This window comes from Hahella sp. HN01 (genome assembly GCF_018986435.1).
Taxonomy (GTDB): domain Bacteria; phylum Pseudomonadota; class Gammaproteobacteria; order Pseudomonadales; family Oleiphilaceae; genus Hahella.
Genome location: NZ_JAHMIN010000013.1, coordinates 39,608 through 61,247, shown reverse-complemented (window position 1 = coordinate 61,247; position 21,640 = coordinate 39,608). Strand labels below are relative to the sequence as shown.

Annotated in this window: 27 protein-coding genes; 13 read left to right on the top strand and 14 right to left on the bottom strand. The window is 54.3% G+C overall.

Annotation, left to right across the window (positions count from 1 at the left end):
* Positions 1 to 269: 269 nt before the first annotated feature.
* The 8 genes from KP814_RS14200 to urtA all read right to left on the bottom strand — a co-directional run bounded on the left by KP814_RS14200 (position 270) and on the right by urtA (position 7,908).
* On the bottom strand, positions 270 to 629 hold the full coding sequence (locus KP814_RS14200) for a histone-like nucleoid-structuring protein, MvaT/MvaU family (RefSeq protein ID WP_216737381.1): 360 nt from the start codon (positions 627 to 629) through the stop codon (positions 270 to 272).
* Positions 630 to 987: 358 nt separating this feature from the next.
* The gene (locus KP814_RS14195) at positions 988 to 1,446 is read right to left on the bottom strand and encodes a hypothetical protein (protein WP_216737380.1); all 459 of its coding nucleotides are present in this window, start codon (positions 1,444 to 1,446) and stop codon (positions 988 to 990) included.
* Positions 1,433 to 1,849, bottom strand: a complete 417-nt coding sequence (locus tag KP814_RS14190; RefSeq protein ID WP_216737379.1) for a hypothetical protein — start codon at positions 1,847 to 1,849, stop codon at positions 1,433 to 1,435. The genes KP814_RS14195 and KP814_RS14190 overlap by 14 nt, the downstream gene beginning before the upstream one ends.
* 220 nt (positions 1,850 to 2,069) lie before the next feature.
* Positions 2,070 to 2,765, bottom strand: coding sequence for an urea ABC transporter ATP-binding subunit UrtE (gene urtE, locus KP814_RS14185; protein WP_216737378.1), 696 nt, complete (start codon positions 2,763 to 2,765; stop codon positions 2,070 to 2,072).
* A gap of 54 nt (positions 2,766 to 2,819) precedes the next feature.
* Positions 2,820 to 3,578, bottom strand: coding sequence for an urea ABC transporter ATP-binding protein UrtD (urtD, locus tag KP814_RS14180; RefSeq protein ID WP_216737377.1), 759 nt, complete (start codon positions 3,576 to 3,578; stop codon positions 2,820 to 2,822).
* 9 nt (positions 3,579 to 3,587) lie between these two features.
* Positions 3,588 to 4,835: an urea ABC transporter permease subunit UrtC gene (gene urtC, locus KP814_RS14175; RefSeq protein ID WP_216737376.1), complete on the bottom strand. Its 1,248-nt coding sequence runs from the start codon at positions 4,833 to 4,835 to the stop codon at positions 3,588 to 3,590.
* Entirely contained in the window at positions 4,835 to 6,514 is a 1,680-nt protein-coding gene (gene urtB, locus KP814_RS14170) for an urea ABC transporter permease subunit UrtB (protein ID WP_216737375.1), read from the bottom strand. Before urtB ends, urtC begins: the two co-directional genes overlap by 1 nt.
* 104 nt (positions 6,515 to 6,618) lie before the next feature.
* Complete coding sequence (urtA, locus tag KP814_RS14165) at positions 6,619 to 7,908, bottom strand: urea ABC transporter substrate-binding protein (protein ID WP_216737374.1); 1,290 nt, start codon at positions 7,906 to 7,908, stop codon at positions 6,619 to 6,621.
* Between the two features lie 456 nt (positions 7,909 to 8,364).
* Between urtA and KP814_RS14160 the strand changes: the two genes are divergently transcribed.
* The 10 genes from KP814_RS14160 (at position 8,365) to pdxH (ending at position 15,783) form a co-directional block, all read left to right on the top strand.
* Positions 8,365 to 9,303 (top strand): urease accessory protein UreD, encoded by a 939-nt coding sequence (locus tag KP814_RS14160; RefSeq protein ID WP_216737373.1) that lies wholly within the window; start codon positions 8,365 to 8,367, stop codon positions 9,301 to 9,303.
* A gap of 92 nt (positions 9,304 to 9,395) precedes the next feature.
* Entirely contained in the window at positions 9,396 to 9,698 is a 303-nt protein-coding gene (gene ureA, locus KP814_RS14155) for an urease subunit gamma (protein ID WP_216737372.1), read from the top strand.
* Between the two features lie 20 nt (positions 9,699 to 9,718).
* On the top strand, positions 9,719 to 10,024 hold the full coding sequence (locus KP814_RS14150; RefSeq protein ID WP_216737371.1) for an urease subunit beta: 306 nt from the start codon (positions 9,719 to 9,721) through the stop codon (positions 10,022 to 10,024).
* Positions 10,025 to 10,087: 63 nt separating this feature from the next.
* Positions 10,088 to 11,791 carry an urease subunit alpha gene (gene ureC, locus KP814_RS14145; protein ID WP_216737370.1) on the top strand — a complete coding sequence of 568 codons (1,704 nt, stop codon included), beginning with the start codon at positions 10,088 to 10,090 and terminating at the stop codon, positions 11,789 to 11,791.
* 16 nt (positions 11,792 to 11,807) lie between these two features.
* Complete coding sequence (gene ureE / locus KP814_RS14140; RefSeq protein ID WP_216737369.1) at positions 11,808 to 12,395, top strand: urease accessory protein UreE; 588 nt, start codon at positions 11,808 to 11,810, stop codon at positions 12,393 to 12,395.
* A gap of 14 nt (positions 12,396 to 12,409) precedes the next feature.
* Positions 12,410 to 13,078 carry an urease accessory protein UreF gene (locus KP814_RS14135; protein WP_216737368.1) on the top strand — a complete coding sequence of 223 codons (669 nt, stop codon included), beginning with the start codon at positions 12,410 to 12,412 and terminating at the stop codon, positions 13,076 to 13,078.
* Between the two features lie 44 nt (positions 13,079 to 13,122).
* On the top strand, positions 13,123 to 13,737 hold the full coding sequence (ureG, locus tag KP814_RS14130; protein ID WP_127972211.1) for an urease accessory protein UreG: 615 nt from the start codon (positions 13,123 to 13,125) through the stop codon (positions 13,735 to 13,737).
* A gap of 52 nt (positions 13,738 to 13,789) precedes the next feature.
* Positions 13,790 to 14,383, top strand: a complete 594-nt coding sequence (locus KP814_RS14125; RefSeq protein WP_216737367.1) for a HupE/UreJ family protein — start codon at positions 13,790 to 13,792, stop codon at positions 14,381 to 14,383.
* Between the two features lie 235 nt (positions 14,384 to 14,618).
* Positions 14,619 to 14,909 carry a hypothetical protein gene (locus KP814_RS14120; protein ID WP_216737366.1) on the top strand — a complete coding sequence of 97 codons (291 nt, stop codon included), beginning with the start codon at positions 14,619 to 14,621 and terminating at the stop codon, positions 14,907 to 14,909.
* 235 nt (positions 14,910 to 15,144) lie between these two features.
* The gene (gene pdxH / locus KP814_RS14115) at positions 15,145 to 15,783 is read left to right on the top strand and encodes a pyridoxamine 5'-phosphate oxidase (protein WP_127972217.1); all 639 of its coding nucleotides are present in this window, start codon (positions 15,145 to 15,147) and stop codon (positions 15,781 to 15,783) included.
* Positions 15,784 to 15,820: 37 nt separating this feature from the next.
* Here pdxH and KP814_RS14110 read toward each other — a convergent pair whose 3' ends face one another.
* Positions 15,821 to 16,396, bottom strand: a complete 576-nt coding sequence (locus KP814_RS14110) for a hypothetical protein (RefSeq protein ID WP_216737365.1) — start codon at positions 16,394 to 16,396, stop codon at positions 15,821 to 15,823.
* Between the two features lie 290 nt (positions 16,397 to 16,686).
* On the opposite strand from KP814_RS14110, the gene KP814_RS14105 reads away from it, so the two are divergent.
* Complete coding sequence (locus tag KP814_RS14105) at positions 16,687 to 17,166, top strand: DUF6231 family protein (RefSeq protein ID WP_216737364.1); 480 nt, start codon at positions 16,687 to 16,689, stop codon at positions 17,164 to 17,166.
* Positions 17,167 to 17,208: 42 nt separating this feature from the next.
* Here the strand turns inward: KP814_RS14105 and KP814_RS14100 are convergent, their stop codons facing one another.
* Entirely contained in the window at positions 17,209 to 17,928 is a 720-nt protein-coding gene (locus KP814_RS14100; protein WP_253938374.1) for a glutamine amidotransferase, read from the bottom strand.
* Between the two features lie 320 nt (positions 17,929 to 18,248).
* On the opposite strand from KP814_RS14100, the gene KP814_RS14095 reads away from it, so the two are divergent.
* Positions 18,249 to 18,527, top strand: coding sequence for an acylphosphatase (locus KP814_RS14095; protein WP_216737363.1), 279 nt, complete (start codon positions 18,249 to 18,251; stop codon positions 18,525 to 18,527).
* Between the two features lie 241 nt (positions 18,528 to 18,768).
* Here the strand turns inward: KP814_RS14095 and KP814_RS14090 are convergent, their stop codons facing one another.
* The 4 genes from KP814_RS14090 to KP814_RS14075 all read right to left on the bottom strand — a co-directional run bounded on the left by KP814_RS14090 (position 18,769) and on the right by KP814_RS14075 (position 20,680).
* Positions 18,769 to 19,065, bottom strand: coding sequence for a hypothetical protein (locus KP814_RS14090; protein ID WP_216737362.1), 297 nt, complete (start codon positions 19,063 to 19,065; stop codon positions 18,769 to 18,771).
* Between the two features lie 120 nt (positions 19,066 to 19,185).
* Complete coding sequence (locus tag KP814_RS14085) at positions 19,186 to 19,707, bottom strand: hypothetical protein (RefSeq protein WP_216737361.1); 522 nt, start codon at positions 19,705 to 19,707, stop codon at positions 19,186 to 19,188.
* Positions 19,708 to 19,775: 68 nt separating this feature from the next.
* Complete coding sequence (locus tag KP814_RS14080) at positions 19,776 to 20,240, bottom strand: hypothetical protein (RefSeq protein WP_216737360.1); 465 nt, start codon at positions 20,238 to 20,240, stop codon at positions 19,776 to 19,778.
* A 32-nt stretch (positions 20,241 to 20,272) separates the two neighbouring features.
* Positions 20,273 to 20,680, bottom strand: a complete 408-nt coding sequence (locus KP814_RS14075; RefSeq protein ID WP_216737359.1) for an Rrf2 family transcriptional regulator — start codon at positions 20,678 to 20,680, stop codon at positions 20,273 to 20,275.
* Positions 20,681 to 20,783: 103 nt separating this feature from the next.
* On the opposite strand from KP814_RS14075, the gene KP814_RS14070 reads away from it, so the two are divergent.
* On the top strand, positions 20,784 to 21,515 hold the full coding sequence (locus KP814_RS14070; protein ID WP_253938373.1) for a class I SAM-dependent methyltransferase: 732 nt from the start codon (positions 20,784 to 20,786) through the stop codon (positions 21,513 to 21,515).
* The last annotated feature ends 125 nt before the right edge of the window (positions 21,516 to 21,640 follow it).

Genomic DNA, 21,640 nt, shown 5'->3' with positions numbered 1-21,640 from the left:
CAGTATCCCATCCCGGACCAGTCGTTTTCAGAGTCCACTATATCTTTATACCAGTTATCAAAATCGCTCATTGCACGCCCTTGTTCGCCAACCTGAGTTAGTCACTGAAAATATGCGTTAATGGTTACCCGATATTGATAGATATCGTTAAACGAAAAACGCCTCCATATAGGAGGCGTTTCCGTAAAGGCTTGGTATGACGCTTTACTGATATCCCCCTTCGTATGGAGGATGTATAAGCGCTAACCGATTACAGCCTTATAAAACCATTAAGCAGCCAACCAGCTCTCAACAGTTTCTTTGCCGTATTGTTCTTTCCACGCGTTCAGAACTTTGTGGTTACCGCCGCGGGTTTCAACTACTTCGCCAGTCTGTGGGTTTTTGTAGACTTTCAAAGGACGCGCGCCACGACGCTTGTCAGAAGCAGAGGCTTTAGCTGGCGCTTTATCCCCACCCAGCAGGTTCAGCAACTCGTCGGAAGAAACGTTGTAGCTTTTCATCAGCGCTTCAAGCTGCTTTTTGAATTCCAGGCTCTTTTTCAGTTCGTCGTCATTTTCCAGCGCTTCCAGTTTCTTTTTCAGCGCTTCGATTTCAGCAAGAGTATTTTCGTAGGCGTTAATCTTTTTCATTTCTTATCCCCAATGTAATTATGAAAACTATTGATTTCGGGCCATCTACAGCCTGACCAATACAATACGAGTTGGAAGCGGAGTATAACGCAAAGTTATTAAGCATCAAGCATTTTCACTTATAAAGCACAATTATTTACTAATAAATAACATTACCGTCATATTAATTTTTGTTGTATCGACTCTACCCTTACGCAAATTCGATCACTTTATAATCAAAGCCATTGTGATGCGAACTATACGGCCAGATAAAACCACTTATACATAGACGGTCTGGCGCCACGTTAATAAGTGATAACTATGATGGCGTGAGTGATTCGAGTGGATACGGGATCTTTACGAGGTATGAGAATTACGATTACTTCAAACTCCACCAAAACCAGAGCCGATGTTCCTTGTCGCCTGAAGCATAGTCTCCGCGTCCGGCCATAATATCCTGCAATCCCTGCATTAGTATCTGAGCGCCCTGTTTCGATATATCCAGGCAAGGTTTGTCTTCAGTTTCACTAATGATCCATTGTTCCGCCCTATCCGGCGTATAGATCAGTTTGAGTTTGGGGAAGGTAATAACCTGATCGCTGCAGTTCGCCACTGCCGCCGCTGCGTCAGGCTTGCTTAAGGTTAAGGTGCGGAATAGAGCGTCATTAGCCTGAGTACATTGCCCCAATAACTGCAAAAGTGAATCGGCGCCGGTTGCATCCGCGCTCAAATGCCAGCCAGCGTAATCGCTGGGGTTGGTTTTATAGCGCCAGAAATATATTTCTCCCTGCTGGCGCCATGAATAAAGATCTGTCGTTGTCGATTTATTCTGCTTCATCTTCTCTATGGGCGATAATCAAGTCGTTCACATCGTCACATAGCTTCTTAAAGCTTTCCACTATCGCCGTGCCGCCGACTTCAATGTAGTAAACCGGGCATTTTCCATCTTCCGCATTTTCAATATCGAGAAACAACAGGCTTTCCGGTTGCGCGATGACATCCAGATCCCCCACTTCAAAGTCGCCGTCAATAAAGCCGGTAACTAAAAACGGAATTTTGGTGTCCAGGTCCAAATTTTCAGGCATGCCGTCGCAAAAGAGATCGTCGAAAAAGCATTCCGCGTCGCTTTCATCCACCTGCGATAGATCAAAGATCATCGCATCACGCGCCTCACCCTCAATCTCCACAGACACGGGACGCCACATTAAATCCGAGTATCTTTCATAGATGCTTCTTAACATGTCTTCACCTCTAACCTTGGAAATGAGAAATAACACCGTTCTAACGCGTTACCATTTCCCTATGGGTCAAAGCGAAACGAATCTATATAAGAGTAGAGTATGTCAGGGATTTCTTTATATGAAACTTTAATGGCTAAGCGCAGGGGCGCCACCTGAGCAGGATATGGCGCGCAGGCAGTAGATAGATAGGAGTCGTCAAACTCATCCCTGAGTCAGTTTTTCACACCGTCATGTACCCTCTGACCTGTTCTTTATCCATGTCCGCTTTCTGGCCGGACAGGACAACGGAGCCGCGATCCAGCACGGCATAGTTATCGGCGAGTTCGTAGGCGAAGTCGAGGTACTGTTCGATCAGCACAATGGCCATGTCCCCCCTGTCGCGCAGTCTGCCGATGACGTTCTGGATATCCTTGATGATGGATGGCTGGATGCCTTCCGTCGGCTCGTCCAACATCAGGAGTTTGGGACGGGTGACCAAGGCGCGGGCGATGGCGAGCTGCTGTTGCTGTCCGCCAGAAAGATCGCCGCCACGGCGTTTCAGCATACTTTTCAGTACGGGAAACAACGTGAAGATTTCCTCTGGAATGCTGCGCTGACTGCGAGGAATGGCGGCGAAGCCGGTTTTCAGATTCTCCAGCACCGTGAGCTGGGAGAATATCTCGCGCCCCTGGGGCACATAGGCGATGCCCAGTTTGGCGCGATCATGGGGAGAGAGTCGCGCAATATCGCGCCCCTGCCAGAGCACCGCGCCTTTTTTGACGGGATGGCGACCGGACAATGCCCGCAGCAGCGATGTCTTGCCGACTCCGTTGCGACCCAGAATGCAGGACACCTTGCCCGCCTCCGCTTCCATACTGACGCCATATAAGGCCTGACTGGCGCCGTAAAACAAGTCTACGTTCTGTACGTTCAACATATGACATTACTCGATTATTCTGTCGCTGTTTGATCCAGAGGCGTCGATTTATCGTTACCGCCCCAGATAAACCTCAATCACCTGCTGATTCTTCTGCACCTGATCCAGCGAACCCTCCGCCAGAACGCGCCCTTCGTGAAGCACCGTGACTTTGCATTGCAGCGCGCGCACGAAATCCATGTCGTGCTCCACCACCACCAGAGAATGCTGTTTGGAGACAGCCTTGAACAACTCGGCGGTTTTCTCGGTTTCCACGTCAGTCATTCCCGCCGCCGGCTCATCGATCAGCAGCAATTCCGGCCCTTGTATCAGCAACATGCCAATCTCCAGCCATTGCTTCTGCCCATGCGAGAGAGCGCCAGCGAGTTCGTCCGCCCTGGCGCTGAGATCCACCAGCGTCAGGATTTCATCAATGCGGGTTTTCTGGGCCTTGCTCAGTCGATGGAAGAAGGCCTCATACACCTTGCGACCGCCTTGCAGCGCCAGCTCCAGATTTTCAAACACTGTCAGCGACTCAATCACCGTCGGCTTCTGGAATTTGCGGCCGACGCCCATATTGGCGATTTCAGCCTCGTCGTGCTGAGTCAGATCAACGTTATTGTTGAACAGCACCTGTCCCGTGTCTGGCCGCGTCTTGCCGGTAATCACATCCATCATGGTGGTCTTACCTGCGCCGTTTGGGCCGATGATCGCGCGCAATTCCCCCGGGGCCAGAATCAATGACAGACTGTTCAGCGCCTTGAAGCCATCGAAGCTGACGGAAACGCCGTTTAAATAAAGAATGCTGGGTTGTTGCAGATGTTTCGCTTGCATGATCTTTCCTTATGAGCTGGGACTGACTTCCACCGCTTTCCCGGCGCGCAGGTCAGCGGCGGCGGGACGCGAAGGCTCACTTGGCGTGGACGCGGCGGAACCGGTAGTCGCAACGGCGTCCCCAGACACTTCAGACTGCGTTGGTGACGCCGACTTTTCCCTGGGACGGATGCGTTCAAGCAACCCCACCAGACCTTTAGGCAGAAACAACGTCGTGACCACGAATAAGGCGCCCAGGCAATACAGCCAAAGCTCAGGAAACGCCCCCGTGAAATAACTTTTCGCGTAGTTCACCGCGATCGCTCCAATGACTGCGCCATACAGCGTGCCGCGCCCGCCTACGGCCACCCAGATAATGATCTCGATGGAGTTGATGGGGGAAAACTCACCGGGGTTAATAATGCCCACCTGAGGGACATAGAGCGCGCCGGCTATTCCAGCAAGCACCGAGGAGACGACGAAGACAAAGAGCTTGTACTTGTCCACCCGATAGCCCAGAAACCGCGTGCGCGCTTCCGCATCGCGCACCGCCACCAGGACGCGTCCCAGTTTGGAGTTAACAATACGGCGACACAGAACATAGCCCACCATAAGCGACACGGCGGAGGCGATGAACAGGCCACAGCGGGCGGCGTCCGATTGCAGGTTGAAGCCCAGCAAATCCTTGAAGTCGGTCAGACCGTTATTGCCGCCGAATCCCATATCGTTACGGAAAAACGCCAGCATCAGGGCGTAGGTCAGCGCCTGGGTAATAATGGAGAGATAAACGCCGGTGACCCGCGAACGAAACGCCAGCCAGCCGAACACGAACGCCAACAGCCCCGGCGCCAACGCCACCATCAGCATGGCGAAGCCGAAATTATCGAAACCCTGCCAATACCAGGGCAGCTCTTTCCAGTTCAAAAACACCATGAAGTCCGGCAACAACGGATCGCCGTATACGCCCCGCTCGCCGATCTGACGCATCAGGTACATCCCCATCGCATAACCACCCAAGGCAAAAAAAGCGCCGTGCCCCAGACTGAGAATCCCGCAGTATCCCCAAATCAGGTCAACCGCCAGCGCCAAGAGGGCATAGCAGAGGTACTTTCCAAGCAATGTCACCGTGTAAGTGGACACGTGTAGCGCCGAACCCGGCGCCATAGTCAGATTCAACAGAGGCACGATCACCGCCAGCGCGGCCAGCGCCAGCAGCAGATAGCGACCGCCTTTATCGTTCATAAGAAGTCGAGTGACAGGTCCCAACTGCATCGTCATCAGCCCTCCACCGCGCGGCCCTTGAGGGCGAACATGCCCCGCGGGTATTTCTGGATAAATAGAATGATGAAAACCAGCACCAGGATTTTCGCCAGCACCGCGCCGGCAAAAGGCTCCATCAGTTTATTGGCGACCCCCAGGGACATGGCCCCAACGAACGTGCCCATGAGATTGCCCACGCCGCCGAACACCACCACCATGAATGAGTCGATAATGTAGGACTGGCCCAGATTGGGGCCGACATTGGTTAACTGACTCAACGCCACGCCGGCGATACCGGCGATGCCGGACCCAAGACCAAAGGTCAGCGCATCCAGCCAGCCGGTGCGAATCCCCATGGAGCTGGCCATGGGCCGGTTTTGCGTCACTGCCCGCATTTGCAGTCCGAACTGGGTTTTACGCAGCAACGCCGCCAGCGCCAGCAGCACCAGAATGCTGAAGATAATGATGTATAAACGGTTGTAGGTCAGAGACAGTGCGCCGTTGATCTCAATAGAGCCCGACATCCAGACCGGCGTAATAACGGATTGATTCAAGGAACCAAAAACGGTTCTGACCAGTTGCTGCAGACACAGGCTAATGCCAAAAGTGGCCAATAGGGTTTCCAGTGGGCGACCGTAAAGAAAACGGATCACGCCACGCTCGATCACGACGCCCGCCAGCCCCGACACCAGAAACGCCGCAGGAATGGCGACAAATAAAGAGTACTCAATATGGTTCGGCATCCATTGCTGAATCACATAAGTGGTGTAGGCGCCCAACATAATCATCTCGCCGTGGGCCATATTGATGACTCCCATCACACCAAATGTGATGGCCAGCCCTACCGCCGCCAGCAACAGCACCGCGCCCAGACTGACGCCGAAGTACACGTTCTCCACGCCTTTATTGAAGGCGACCAGGCTTTCGATCGCATCCAACGCCTCCTGCGCCGCCTGCCTTACGGCTGGGTCCGGTTCCAGGAACTCGCCCTGGCCGTTGGTGTTCAGAAAGCTGCGCAGCAGCGAACGCACTTCCACATACAGCTCGCCCTGCAGTTGCTCTATCGCCGCCACACGACTCTGCGTTGTTTCGCCATAGCGCGCCTGCAACATGGCCAGATCGACAGATAACAGCTCTTGAACGGACGCATCCTGCTCTTTCTCCAGCGCGCGCTGCAGTAGAGGAATATTGCTCGCGTCATCGGATTTCATCATATTGCGCGCCGCTTCCAGACGCACATTCACATCCGGCGCACGCAATTGCAGCGCCGCCAGACTTGCCCGCAGCAATTGCCGCAGGGAATTATTCACACTGATCTTCTTGAACGCGCGCTTCTCGACATCCTCCGTCACCTCGCCGGTCAGCGCGTTTTGCGCAGAGTAAAGATCATTGGCGTAGCGCAAGATAACCACCTCGCCCTCGCCTTTCTTGGCGTATTGCAGATCGCCTTCCAGCAACGCGCTGAGAATGGGAGCGACCTGGGGATCGTCAATCTCGCTTAATTTGCTGACGAGCTGCTCTTTTTCAGCAAAGCCCGCCGTCTTTAATTGGGTAAGAATGGGTTCCAGGCGAGCGTCGGCGGGTTCCGCCTGTGCGCCGGAGCCCAGCATCCACATACATATCATTAACAGCGCGCAGCCCAGTCTTGCAAAACTCAGCCGCGAGCTTGAGGAAAACAGGAGGGAAAGTCGTCGCATGGGTTACTCTTTCCGTAGCGGTTTACGCCCGGCGGAAGTCTGCGCTGTGACGCCAGTCGAAACTGTCGTCACAGCAATTTCCGCGATGGGATGGGCGTTATCGATTAATAGTTTTGCCCGGAGCACTTGCCGGTTTTGACGTTGTAGTTGCCGCAGCTCAAAGGCAGGGTCCAGTCCGCCGTCAGGTCTTTGCTGCCTGGCAAATAGTCGGACCAGGCGTCGCCCATGACAGCGCCGGATGTGCGCCACACGGTTTCAAACTGACCGTCTTCCTGAATTTCGCCTATCAGCACCGGTTTGGTGATGTGGTGGTTCGGCATCATGGTGGCGTAGCCGCCGGACAGATTAGGCACCGTGACGCCGACAATTGCCTGACCGACTACGTCTGGATCGGTAGTCCCGGCTTTCTTGACCGCTTCCGCCCACATGTTGAAGCCGATGAAGTGCGCTTCCATGGGGTCGTTGGTGACGCGTTTTTTATCCTTGATAAAGGTTTTCCAGGAATCGATGAATTCATCGTTCGCTTCCGCGTCCACACTCATGAAATAGTTCCAGGCCGCCAGGTGGCCGACCAGGGGTTTGGTGTCCAGACCGGACAACTCTTCTTCACCCACGGAGAAGGCCACGACCGGGATGTCTTCCGCGGAAATGCCCTGGTTGCCCAGCTCTTTATAGAAAGGCACGTTGGCATCGCCGTTGATGGTGGACACCACTGCGGTTTTCTTGCCGGCGGAACCGAACTTTTTGATATCGGAGACAATGCTCTGCCAGTCGGAGTGCCCGAAAGGCGTGTAGTTGATCATGATGTCTTCCTGTTTGACGCCTTTCGATTTCAGGTAGGCTTCCAGGATTTTGTTGGTGGTGCGCGGATACACATAGTCGGTGCCCGCCAGCACCCAGCGCTTCACGCCCAGCTCATTCATCAGATAGTCGACCGCAGGCACCGCCTGCTGGTTAGGCGCGGCGCCGGTATAGAAAACGTTCTTGGAGGACTCTTCCCCTTCGTATTGCACCGGATAGAACAACAGGCCGTTCAGCTCTTCAAACACCGGCAGTACGGATTTGCGCGAGACGGAAGTCCAGCAGCCGAACACCACATCCACTTTGTCTTTTTCCAACAGCTCGCGCGCTTTCTCTGCGAACAGCGGCCAGTTGGAAGCGGGATCAACCACGACGGCTTCAAGCTTCTTACCAAGCAGGCCGCCCTTCTTGTTTTGCTCATCCACGAGCATGAGAACTGTATCCTTCAGAGTTGTCTCGCTGATAGCCATGGTTCCGCTCAGGCTGTGCAGAACGCCCACCTTGATGGTGTCCGCCGCCTGCGCCAGGGAGGCGCTGATCGAAAGGGCCAACGCGCTCAAACCAATCCCAACACGCCTAGACATTTTTTTCATTGTACGAACTCCGATACGGGTTAATGTTGTGAGTTTCTCCCGTCGCAAGCAACGCACGCAGTGTTCCATCACTTTTTTATCTCTTTGTTTTCATAACGTTACATTTTAAAACCCAAAGATACGTAGTTTTACGGAGACCCCATTCGCACCAGTGTGACCCATGTCTCAAGCATGGGGGCACAATATCGGGGCGCGCTCAAAAAATGTCTGACGCCCCACTTAAGGCGCGCCAAACCCATGAACCAAAGCGGTGCAAAAACAGAGCGCCTGAACGCTTTTAAACCGTCGCCTCCGCCCTGTCAGCGCCAAAATGGCGAGGGATTGGCACAGCATTCGCTTAATGACTTGCCACAACGAGACAGAAACGAGCGCGTCCACGCATTGTTTCAGGGCGCAGCGGGTAAGAAGAAAGTCGCGGACAGAGGTCGCGACCCCAGCGTAAAGGTACGCAGCGTAATGCTTGCAGAGCAATTCACCGATAAAAACAAGCAGGCGGAGCAGGAATTGAATCCTGGCTCTTCCGCCGCCACCGGCGCCAGAAACTGGCGGGCGTCGCTCACATTAAACCTGACCAAAGAGTCAAATCGCACCATATTGAAGCAAGCCGTTCACCAAGGCCCTCTGCGGGTGCAACGACCGTTTTATCCAGAAGGCGCGCAACGCCCCCACATCTATATATTGCATCCTCCCGGCGGTCTGGTTTGCGGAGATGAAATCGAAATTAACGCCAGAGTGGAGCAAGGCGCAGGCGCGCTGTTCACTACCCCTTCCGCCGGCAAAATCTATCGCACTGACGCAACCGGACACCGGCAATGTCAGACCGTTCGCCTGCACTGCGCCGACGCGGACAGCCTGGAATGGCTGCCCCAGGAAAATATTATTTACGACGGCGCCGAGGGCGCACAGACATTGCGGCTGGTGACGAGCGCCGCCAGCCGCTTCATCGCCTGGGAAATTACCGCACTGGGACGCCCGGCGGCGGACGCTCCATTCGCCCGCGGCGCGTTTACCCAGACCACCCAGATTCTGCGTGACGGCGCGCCCTGCTTCTTCGAGCGGGTCGCGTTGCGCGGCGAAGGCCCCGGGTTTAAAGAGCCCTGGGGACTGCAGGGGCGCCAGGTTTACGGATCGCTGCTCGCCGGATACGTGCAGGACTCGCCGCAAAAGCTGCTGCAACAATGCCGCGAGGCGTTGCAGACGAATGCAGCCATCGCCGCCCTTACCGTAGACAAAGACCTGCGCTGGACCCTGACGCGCAAGGACGATCTGATCATCCTGCGCGCGCTGTGTCAGCAGTCGGAGCCCATCAAGCGGTTGTTTATGGCGGCGTGGTCCCTGTTGCGTCCAGCCTTAATCGGCGTGGAAAGCCATCCGCCGCGAATCTGGGCGACCTGACGCAGACTGGTTTTGAGGCGATCGCCGATGACGGCTCAAAACTCAGCAATCGAACAATAAAAGTAACCGCAAGATAAAAGAGGAAGTTCACGATGGAACTCACCCCTAGAGAAAAAGACAAACTGCTGCTGTACACCGCCGCACTGGTGGCGGAGCGTCGTAAAGCGCGGGGATTGAAACTGAATTACCCGGAGGCGATGGCCTACCTGAGCATGGAAATCGTGGAAGGCGCCCGGGATGGCCGCAGCGTAGCGGAGCTGATGGCTTACGGTCGCACGCTGCTGACGCGGGAAGACGTCATGGACGGCATACCGGAAATGATTCCAGAGGTGCAGGTGGAAGCCACTTTCCCGGACGGCACCAAACTGGTCACGGTCCACAACCCTATCCCTTAATCGCTGATGGAGATCCAGTCATGATTCCAGGAGAAATAGACGCCCTCCCCGGCGATATCGAAATCAACGCCGGCCTGCCAACCATTACCGTGGAAGTCACCAATACCGGCGACCGGCCGGTGCAAGTGGGTTCTCATTATCACTTCTTTGAGACCAACCCGGCGCTGTCCTTTCCTCGAGAGCAGGCGCGCGGCTTCCGCCTGAATATCGCCGCCGGAACCGCCGTACGCTTTGAGCCCGGACAAACTCGCACGGTGGAGTTGGTCGCCCTGGGCGGCGAGCGCAAGGTTTACGGTTTCCGCGGCGATGTCATGGGCGACTTATGACAACGCCCGGCGCGACAAAAATAAGGCAGCACGCAAACAGGTTACACAGCAGGACTTATCACCATGGCAAAGATTTCTAGAGCCGCCTACGCCGACATGTTCGGGCCAACCGTAGGCGACCGGGTGCGCCTGGGCGACACCGAATTATGGATTGAAGTGGAAAAAGATTACGCCGCCTACGGCCACGAAGTGAAATTCGGCGGCGGCAAGGTTATCCGTGACGGTATGGGACAGTCACAACGTCCTAATACAGAAGCGGTGGACACCGTCATCACCAATGCGCTGATTCTTGACCACTGGGGCATCGTCAAGGCGGACATCGGGCTCAAGCAGGGTCGTATCGCCGCCATCGGCAAAGCGGGTAACCCGGATATTCAGGACAACATCGACATTATTATTGGCCCAGGCACCGAAGTCATTGCCGGCGAAGGCATGATCGCCACCGCCGGCGGCATCGACGCCCACATACATTTCATCTGTCCACAGCAAATCGAAGAAGCGTTGATGTCCGGCGTCACTACCATGCTGGGCGGCGGCACCGGTCCCGCCACCGGCACCAACGCCACCACCTGCACGCCCGGCCCCTGGCATATGGGCAAGATGCTGCAGGCGGCCGACGCCTTCCCCATGAACCTGGGTTTTCTCGGCAAAGGCAACGCCAGCCTGCCAGCGGCGCTGGAAGAGCAGATGCTCGCCGGCGCCATGGGCTTGAAGCTGCATGAAGACTGGGGCACCACGCCGGCCTCCATCGACAACTGTCTGAATATCGCTGAAAAGTACGATGTGCAGGTAGCCATTCACACCGACACGCTGAATGAGTCTGGTTTTGTGGAGGATACGCTGGCGGCGTTCAAAGGGCGCACCATTCACACCTATCACACCGAAGGCGCCGGCGGCGGTCATGCGCCGGACATTATCAAGGCCTGCGGCGAACTGAACGTGCTGCCCTCCTCCACTAATCCGACCCGGCCTTACACCATCAACACGGTGGACGAGCATCTGGACATGCTGATGGTGTGCCACCATCTGGACCCGGATATCCCAGAAGACGTCGCCTTCGCCGATTCCCGCATCCGTAAGGAAACCATCGCCGCGGAAGACATCCTGCACGACCTTGGCGCATTCAGCATGATCTCCTCCGACTCTCAGGCCATGGGCCGGGTTGGCGAAGTGGTCTGCCGCACCTGGCAGACCGCGCATAAGATGAAAGTGCAGCGTGGCCCGTTGGCGCAGGACTCCGAGCGCGCCGACAACTTTCGCGCCAAACGCTACATCGCCAAATACACCATCAATCCCGCTATCGCCCACGGCATCGCCCACGAAGTGGGATCGCTGGAGCCCGGCAAGCTTGCGGATATTATTTTATGGCGACCAGCTTTCTTCGGGGCCAAACCCTCCCTGATCATCAAAGGCGGAATGATCGCCGCCGCTCCCATGGGCGACGCCAACGCCTCCATTCCGACGCCACAGCCGGTGCATTATCGCCCCATGTTCGGCGCCTTCGGTCAGGCCATGCAGCAGACCCGCCTCACCTTTGTCTGCCAGGCCGCTCTGGATAACGGAGTGAAAGAGCTGTTCGGTTTGCAGTCCCCACTCAGCGCCTGTCGCAACACCCGCACCGTCACCAAAAAGAGCATGGTGCTGAACGACCTGACGCCGCAGATGGAAGTGGATTCGCAAACCTATGAAGTGCGCGCCAATGGCGAACTGCTGGTCTGTGAGCCTGCAAAGGTGTTGCCTCTGGCGCAGCGCTATTTTCTCTTCTAAAAAGCGGAGGCACTGCATGATTCGCATCACCGAACGCTATATCGAGACCGGACAGACGCCCGCCGTCGCTGGCGTCATCAGTCTGACTTACGATGAACGCAAACGCGGCCGCTTGCGCGCCCAAACCCAGTCTGGAGAAGATGTCGGGCTGTTTCTGGAACGCGGCAAAACCCTGCTGGACGGCGACTTGCTGCTGGCGGAAAACGGAAACGTCTACGCCATCAGCGCCGCGCCGGAAACCGTCGCCACCGCGCAGGCCAGCGAAGCGCGTCAGTTTGCGCAAATTTGCTATCACCTGGGCAATCGACATACGCCGCTACAGATTGGCGAGCTCTGGGTGCGCTTCCAACCGGACCATGTTCTGGAGGATCTGTGCCGCCTGTATGGACTGGAAGTCGTGCGAGAATCCGCGCCATTCAACCCTGAAAACGGAGCCTATGGTGGACATAGCGGACATGGTGGACACAGCAGTCATCATCATGGCCACGACCACTCTCACGATCAGAGTCGCCACGACGCCAGAGAGCGCTACCATTTTCACGCTCCGGATCATGAACATCCACATGATCATGTTCACCTTCATTCGCACCCTCACGAGCATTAAAGGACTTGCCGCCCATGCCGCCTTTAGCGTTGCTGAAACTCATGAACCTGACCAGCCCGGCCTTACCAGTAGGCGCCTTCGCCTACTCACAGGGCTTGGAATGGGCCATTGATCACGGCGGCGTCGACACGCCGGAAAAAATCCACGACTGGCTGCAGGGCGTGATCAGCCAGGGACTCGGGAAAACCGATCTGCCAGTGTTGTTCAAGCTGCTCCAGGCCTGGCGCGCCAATGACCACGAACAAATCACCTACTGGAACGCCTGGCTACTCGCCGCTCGCGAAACCCAGGAGTTGCTGGACGAAGACCGCCATGTGGGAAAAGCCCTGGCCAAGCTTCTGCGGGACCTGGGCGCCCCCGGCGCGGAGCCCTGGCTGGAGCGACCAGCGTCCCTGCTGAGTTTGTGGACGCTGGCCTGCGCGCATTGGGACATTGATGCGGAGAACGCCGCCCTGGGATTTCTGTGGAGCTGGCTGGAAAACCAGATCGCCGTGGCGGGAAAAACACTGCCGCTGGCGCAGACGGCGGCGCAGCGCATATTGCAGCGACTGATGCCCATTCTGACCGAGACGGTTGCAGCCGCAACGCAGATAAAAGAAGAAAATTTCGGCGCGTCCCTGCCCGGCTGGGCCATGGCCTGCGCCCAACACGAAACGCAATACTCGCGCCTGTTCCGATCCTGAACAGGCGCGCAGGACAATAAACATCATCTGGAGGTAACGCTTTTATGAGCACACAAACTTTGCGCGTCGGCATCGGCGGCCCGGTGGGTTCCGGCAAAACAGCGCTGGTGGCCCGTCTGTGCCAGGAGCTGCGGGAACGCTTTAATATCGCCGTGGTCACCAACGATATCTATACGGAAGAAGACGCCCAGTTTCTGATCCGCAATCAGGCGCTCACCGAAGATCGCATCATCGGTGTGGAAACCGGCGGTTGTCCTCATACCGCCATTCGGGAGGACGCCTCCATGAACCTCGCCGCCATCGACACCCTGACGGCGCGCCATCCCGGGCTCGATCTGGTGTTGGTGGAAAGCGGCGGCGATAACCTGAGCGCCACTTTCAGCCCGGAGCTGTCCGACCTGACCCTGTATGTCATCGATGTTTCCGCTGGCGATAAAATTCCCCGCAAAGGCGGCCCAGGCATCACCAAGTCTGACTTATTGATCATCAACAAGACCGATCTGGCGCCAATCGTAGGCGCTTCATTGGAGGTCATGGATCGCGACGCCAGGAAAATGCGCGGTGACAAACCCTTTATTTTCAGTAATATGAAGACCGGCGAAGGCCTGCAGGACATCATCAGTTTTATTATTGACCAAGGTATGCTGCAAGCGGCTTAGCGTCCCCAGCGGACGACGACACAGCACTCATTTCCAACAAGGGAGCAGATTAATGCGATTCTCCAAAGCTCAATTTCTACTACTTACCACTGGCCTGGGCGCCTCGATGGCCGCAGTCGCCCATCCGGGACACGGCGTCGTCGGCGGATTTTTCTCTGGATTGACTCACCCCATGTTCGGCCTGGATCACCTCGTCGCCATGTTGGGCGTGGGCTTCCTGGCGTGGAAAACCGGCCAGAAAGCGCGTCTGTTGCTGGCGTTTCTCGGCGCCATGCTGACCGGCGGCCTGCTGGCGGCCTCAAGCGTTAGCCTGCCGATTCCTGAAGCCATGATCACCGCTTCTTTGTTCGTCCTTGGCGCTGCGCTGCTGGTGGCGGGAAACAGCCGAATGTTAACTCTCGCTGCGGCGCCGCTGGTGGCTTTATTCGCAGTTTTCCATGGCTACGCCCATGTCGCCGAGCAACCCGCTGGCGCAGATTCATTCAGCTACGTCAGCGGATTCATTCTGGCGACGGCGATGATTCAGCTGGTTGGCTGGGGCGTTGCGGCGCTGGCCAAACGTTATGAAAAAACCAACGCTACCCGCAAAACCCTTGGCGCTGGCGCAATCGCCACAGGCGTCGCCGCGGTAGCTTCCGCTTTCTGATAATGAGCGATTCTCTGCGTCCGTGTCGGTAATTACCCACGGACGCACTTTCCCCGACAGCCCTCATAAGCCAACTTCGATAACATCTTCCATCCCACTGTAAAATCAGCGTTGGCGTTTCCCTCAATTTTTTCCTATGTTATTACCCTGCAGTAACGGAATAACGAGCAGTATCGGAGCTAGTAGTCCGCAGTTAGCGATTAATAAATGAAGGCTTCCGGCAGGAGTTCATTTAATGATCAGCGTCAAGTCGCCTCATCACGCGCGCAATCAAAATGAAACCTGCTATCTCCACAATAAAACTGCAACCTTAGTGAGGGATTACCACATGCATAATCAACAACAATTGGAGAGTTTTTCTGACATCGAACTCATGCGGCTCGAAGAGCTGATCACAATGAATTTCGATGCCTCCGATGAAGACAGCCTGCGTGATTCGCTTGATTTCCTGCAGTCCATCGAACGGGAACTGGGCTATCGCGGCCTGACTGAAAGTTTCGGTCTGGATCATTCCCAGGCGGCCTGATCCGTCACGGGCGAATTCAGCGGTATCGCCCCAACTTCGACTTTCTCGCTCAGTTTTTTATCCAGACAAGTTTTTATCTCTCGCCCATCCCGCTCTCTCATCTCAGACTTATTCGACCTTAGACGATTACGCAGCTTCTGCGGTGAGCGAATCGGCGTGAATTGCCGTACAATATCAGTCAAACCGTCGGCGGAATCATCCGCTAAATCATCAGCTTGTCCGGATTGCAGCACTCATGAAATTAGACGACATCAGACGCGAGTATCTCTACTCCGGCCTGTCCCGCAAAGACCTGGCCGACGACCCCATTGTTCAATTCAAAAACTGGTTGCAGATGGCGATTGACGCCGACCTGAACGCCGACCCTACCGCCATGTCCCTGGCGACGGTCAATGCGCAGGGCGTTCCCAGCCAACGCATCGTATTGCTGAAAAACCTGGATGCCTCCGGATTCGTGTTTTACACCAATCTGGGTAGCCGCAAGGCGCAGAATATCGCGGAAAACGCCAATGTCAGCCTGCATTTCGCGTGGTTGCCGATGGAGCGTCAGATCTGCGTCACCGGCGTGGCGGAAAAGCTTTCCATCGCTGAAGCCACCCGCTACTTTCTGAGCCGTCCTCACGAATCCCAGGTCGCAGCATGGGCGTCACAGCAAAGCCAGGCGATTGGCTCGCGCAAGTTACTGGAGCAGGCGTTCGAGCAGATGAAAAACCGCTTTAAGCAAGGCGAAGTGCCACTGCCCTCATTTTGGGGCGGTTATCGGGTAAGACCGGTGACGATTGAATTCTGGCAAGGCCGCGCGAACCGTTTGCACGATCGCTTTATGTATAAGATGGTCGGTGAGAATTGGGAAGTTGAAAGACTGCAGCCGTAAGCTGCAGTCCTTTAAGAGCCTTGGAGTCAAGCGAGGATCAGTCGTCCAGACCGCCGCCGCTTTCTTCCATCACTTTACGCAGCTTGCTCATATGCGGCTTGACCGCTTCGACGTCTTCAGGCGGCGCGTTCTTGAATTTCTCCATCATCGCCAGCCCTTGTTGCATCATATCGCGCATCATTTTCTTCTGTTCCGCGCTGATATTCGGATTCTTTTCCAGCTCCGCCAATTGTTGCCTCATGGCGTCCATATCGACTTGCTGCCCCTGCATCTCAATCGCCGCATAGGCGCCGAAAATACGCAGCGCAGTGCTCGCCCATTCTTCCGGCGTGGAGAAACCGTAGCCTTCTACAATATCCTCAACCTGACCGTACAATCCTGAGGCTTTCAGTGGAGCGACAATGTCGTCGATATTGGTGGGGATCATTTCGTTGTCTTTTTCGTATTTGGACAACTCTTCTTCATGCTTGTCGCCCCACTCCTGCACGGCTTTCTGGGACTTGATCCAGCGATCGATGAGGTCTCCGGTAAGAGGCGCTTCCGCTTGAACAAACAAACTGAAGCAGAATGTGAACAATGCCACGCCTATTTTTGACAGAGTTCTACTGTGCATATATTTCTCCGAGTTTCATTGGGTTGCGCTATCGAATAAAAGCGTTTTCTAGTTTGTTATCGCATTTCGAAAATACGCTTCCGAGTTTAATGGATAATCCGTCTAACGCGCCAGCATAGGCTTTACTACACTCTAATTGTCTGAAGCAATTCAGAGTCTTTTTCATTTCATTTCTTCGTTTACCCTGCTTAAATACTTGCAGATACCAAGTAACAGTAGCGCTGATGGATCAGCGCTTTTTTTGTATGCGCTCCACTATCCATACTCGCTGCACCATAGGTTGAATCAACGTGGCCAATTCGCCAAATGACCTGCTGTTTGACTGGCTGTCCGTCATGTCTCCGACTTGCGTTCTGAACATCGGTCCGGCTCAGCCGCCCGCTTTGAGCAGATACAGTGAAGACAGGCAGGTGAATGTGACCTGCGCCGCTACGATAGAGGAGATTGCTGGCGCCGATAGCCGCCCTGAAGCCGCCATCATCAGCGATGCGGTGGAGAAACTTCCCTTCCAGGCGGGACAAGCACTTCTGGCTGCCCCGCGCAATCTGCTGATCCCCAATGTGCTGGCGACTATAGATCATAATCAGTCGCCTGAGTGGGACTTTAATCACTTGATCGCATTGGGGTTTCGCCGTCTGGAGATGTTTACCGACCACGATCGGGCGCTGGCGGTTTACGCTTACTCCATCACGGATTACAACCCCAAACGGGCCTGGAACAATGCGGAAAACTGGGCGAATCCAGAGAGGTTCGGTAAGTATTGGTGGTAAACGCGACCTCCGCGTAGTGAACTCGAAAGGCTCAGGATGAGTCTACGCAAAGCCGCGCAAACACCCTTCCGCGAATATTTCCAGCACTCTCTGGGCGTCAAAACAATCCTGTAAATGCGCCTCCAATTGCAACCGCTGCCCGGCTGGAATTTGATCCCGGTATACCGATAAATAAGCGGACATGATGGGACAGGTAAATTCAGGATGAAACTGCACGCCCCAGGTGCGATCGCCATAGCGGAACGCCTGATGTTTCACCCGCCCGCTGCTGGCCAGATTCACCGCCCCTTCCGGCAGGGTCAATACGGACTGAGCGTGAGTCAGATGGGCGTGAAAGGTGTGAGGCAATCGCGAGAAGATGTAATCATCGCCGTCTGAAGCATGGTTGGTGATCAGCAGGGAGCCGATTTCTCGTCCGTCTGGTTGGTAGTCCACCGCGCCACCCAAAGCGTCAGCCAGTAACTGGTGACCGTAGCACACTCCCAACAGCGGCAGACCTTGCTCTATCGCCAGCCGCATCCAGCGCCCCAGATCTTCCGACCATTGCGCCCGGTCCGTCACCATCGCCGGCGAACCGGTGACGACGCAGCCAATAAAATTTCCTTCCGGCGCGTCATGGTACATATGGGTATTCCACAAATGAGTGGAGATCCCCATTTTGTCGAAAACATCAATAAACCAACCATCAAAATTACCGAACTCTTCAAGAATCGCCGGATGCGTATCCCCACAGAGCGCGATCAGCAGTTTTCCTGTTTCCATATCGCCCAACGCCTTCATTAAAACCAAGCCGCCCGCCTCCCCGACGATCCCATAAAGAATCCCGGGGAGCAGCAGCCGTATCTATTATAATTTAAGCCTCTAAAAGCGCTTTTTACTAAATATAGTGATAAACCTGTCAGAAGTATGCGCTCTTTAGCGCCGACAGATAAGCTTGGCGACTAAAAAACGGCCTATATGTCGTCTGAAAGCAGTGAAGTGAGCCAAAAAATCGTTCTACACCCAGGCGTACATGGGTAAAAAGAACGCAGTGAGCAAAGTAAGCGGAACCAACGCAGCAAGAGCAAGCAAAGGAGAAAAGAATGCAGGACAAACAACACATCCGCGCCTGGGTCAGCGGCAAAGTGCAGGGAGTCTGGTACCGCAACTCCACCCGCCAAGTCGCCGAACGCCTCCACATACTCGGCTACGCCAAAAACCTGCCGGACGGCCGCGTCGAAGTACTCGCCTACGGCGACGCCGAATCCGTCAACCAACTCATAGACTGGCTCCACGAAGGCCCCGAAGCCGCCATCGTCACTGAGGTCAAAACTGAACAAGTGGAGGGAGAAACGCCGCCGTTGGGGTTTGAGGTGTGTTAGGGACAAAAGGTCTTTAGTACAGACCTGCTCCGACCCAACTCGCCAAATCTACAGTCGAAGGCGTGACAACTAGAAACGCTTCTGTTCAGCCATGCCAATCGAGTGAGTCTTGTTTCAGTTTCACCTTGGTTGCTCCAGCCAGTTTTAGGATAGCCACCAGGAAAGGCCCCACATAAACGTTACTTTCCACAAATATTTCATACCCTTTCCTTTTCTTGCTCACACTGCCACTTCCAAAGGCTTATCTGTAACTATAGAAGTCATCCAACCAGAGCCGGTAATCCTTATCTAACTCATCAAAATGCAATAAGTGTTCGGCGCTCTTTTTTATATCTGGATAATCGTCCAGCCACTCCAAATTTTCGCGCCCGTAATGAGGCGCTCTGATTAGGTCGACAATCTCCGGGTTAAACTCGCCTAGCATTGCCTCTACCTCTGAGTTCTTCCCAGTAAACCGCCAGTCGAGTATTTGGTTAAGCACTTCTGCAACTACTGGATTATCATGCTCAAAATATATCTCAGTCGATACGCCACCCATTATCTCTCCTCCAAACTTTTTCCTGGACCTGCACAGCCGCAGCGAATAGAAACATAGCCACAAACGACGCTATCAATAATGCAGCTTAAGGACGGATGACTGATTCACTGCTTCATAAGGTCATAGCGCAGCAAGAATAGCTTCGCAGGCGGCCAACCTTACTTCATCAGCTTCTCGAAGTAAGTATTCAATCAATGATTTCATATAGGTATTGAAGTCCGGATATGAGTCGCCAAACTCCTTCTCATAACCCGGAAACCAGTACTGCAGCCCAAATTCGCCAGTTACAGGATTATACTTTGACGTGTCTAGCGCTAAATGTCGGTCGTCCGGGTTGGATTTGATGAGCACAAAGCTCCTTGGCATCACATAACGCCATCGTCCATGTCGTCTTCTGCGAATATTCTTATAAAGACTATTTGTCCGAATGATATGAAAGTAGGACTGATAACTCTCATCAAAAAGACAGAACTGCTCCGCATAGTATTTGCTCGCTTGCATAAAACGAACGAGTGATACAGGAAAATTCATTCCAAAGTGGGAGTTAATACGCTCAATACTGCATTCGGTAGGTCTCGCTGACTCGTATTTCCCCTTGCAAAGAACATCAAAGAGATTTGGTAGCTTTTCCTCAGGAATCATTGCACTCCCTGGCTGATGTAGTTGATATGCATGTATTCTTCGATAGATTAGCTCACTCTCGGGACTTTTTAACGGCTATCCGCGCCTCTCCGCTCATTTTCTTTATCCAAGTCTTTTATGCCTGGCGCATTAGCCAACAGTCTGCGGCTTAACTCTTCAGAGAGGCCGATAAATAGTGTTGCGCTACTGTCCCAACATACGATTTCAAACAAAGCGCCGTCTAGCTGGGTACAGGGCGCGCCTTCCCAGAGCGCAGGGTTATCCTCGACATAAGGCAGGCTTGATGTGAAGGCTTCCGTTCCCTTCGGAAATGCAGATATAACAGCCCAGACAAACTGGTAATCGAACTCTTCAATCTTTGCTGTAAACTCTTCGCCCAGCACCCAACTCGGGTCGACGATCCCACACCACCCACCGTCTATATCGGATATGTGCCAGTCATAATCTCTCAGTTCAATTTCAAGCCAACCAGCAATGTCCTTCATGCTGGTGTAAAAGTTAACTTCTGGAACTCCCTTTTGGATGTAGTTCATTATTTAATCCCAGTTTGTAGCGCCCTCCACCATCAAGAACGTTTCGCCAGGGCATCTAGCGTAATCTCGCCAAATCGACTCAGTAGTTTCTTTTCCGCGTCGTCCATGGCGGTTTTTAGCACTTCATTGATTGCATGTTCAATAAAGCAGTTTGAGTGTTCGTCGGTGAGGCCCAGCGTAAACAGGGTCGGCTCGCCAAGCGCATTATGCACGTCAAGCAAGGTGATTTCGTTCAGCGGTTTTATCAACGTCCAGCCGCCGCTGTGGCCTTTGGCGGAATCAACATATCCCTGCACTCGCAACATGCCCATGGTGCGGCGCACCACGACTGGGTTGGTCGACAGCATCTCAGCAATCTGCCCTGAAGTCATAGGTTTGTCGCTGGCGGCCAGGTGAATCAGCACGTGCAACACTCGGGATAAACGACTGTCTTTTCTCATCTTGCATCTCGTGTAATAGACGCCCAATCCTATCACGCAACTTTTAACGTTACATCAATTGTCTCGCGCATCCAATATATGTAACATTTACAGTTACGTAAAAATGAGCACACACATTCAGCAAAGCGAGCGACCCCAAATGGATAAACAGCAACTGACACAGCTATTCGACCAACAGGCGCCAAACTACGACACGCAGTGGCGACGGATGTCGCCGATTAACAATGGGCTGTATTTCTTCATGGAGACCATTCTTGGCGTCCTGCCAACAAGAGCCCACATCCTGTGCGTGGGCGCAGGCACAGGTAAAGAAATGCTGCACCTGGCCAAGCACTTCCCAGAGTGGCGTTTTACCGCCGTTGAGCCGTCTGGCGAGATGCTGAATCAGTGCCGCAAAGCCGTTGAACTGGCGGGTTTTACATCCAGGTGCGACTTTTATCAGGGCTATGTGGAGACACTTCCCAGTGAAGAAAAGTTTGATGGCGCCACCAGTCTGCTGGTTTCCCAATTCATATTGGATCAACAGGCCCGAAGTGAGTTTTTCCGCCATATCGCCGACAGACTCAAACCTGAGGGGCTTCTCGTTAGCGCCGATTTAGTCGCAGATACCCACAGCGAAATCTACGAGGGGCAGTTAAATTTGTGGCTGCGGCTGATGGCGAACGCAGCGGTATCGCAAGGGGATATTCAGCGGATGAAAGCCGCCTATAGTCAGGACGTCGCCGTACTGCCGACAGACACAATCGCGGCCATCATCAAAGCGGGCGGTTTTACAACCCCTATTCCCTTTTATCAAGCTGGCCTTATTGGCGCGTTCTTCGCCCATGTCGCCTGACAGACTTGAAGAAATATGGTTGAAGAGGCTAGCCGCCTCGATTTCGAGCTATCGGTAAGGGTGGCGACCTTCCTTGTACACCAGGAGATAAAAGACGCCACTCTTTCTACTTCTCCTGCAAGATG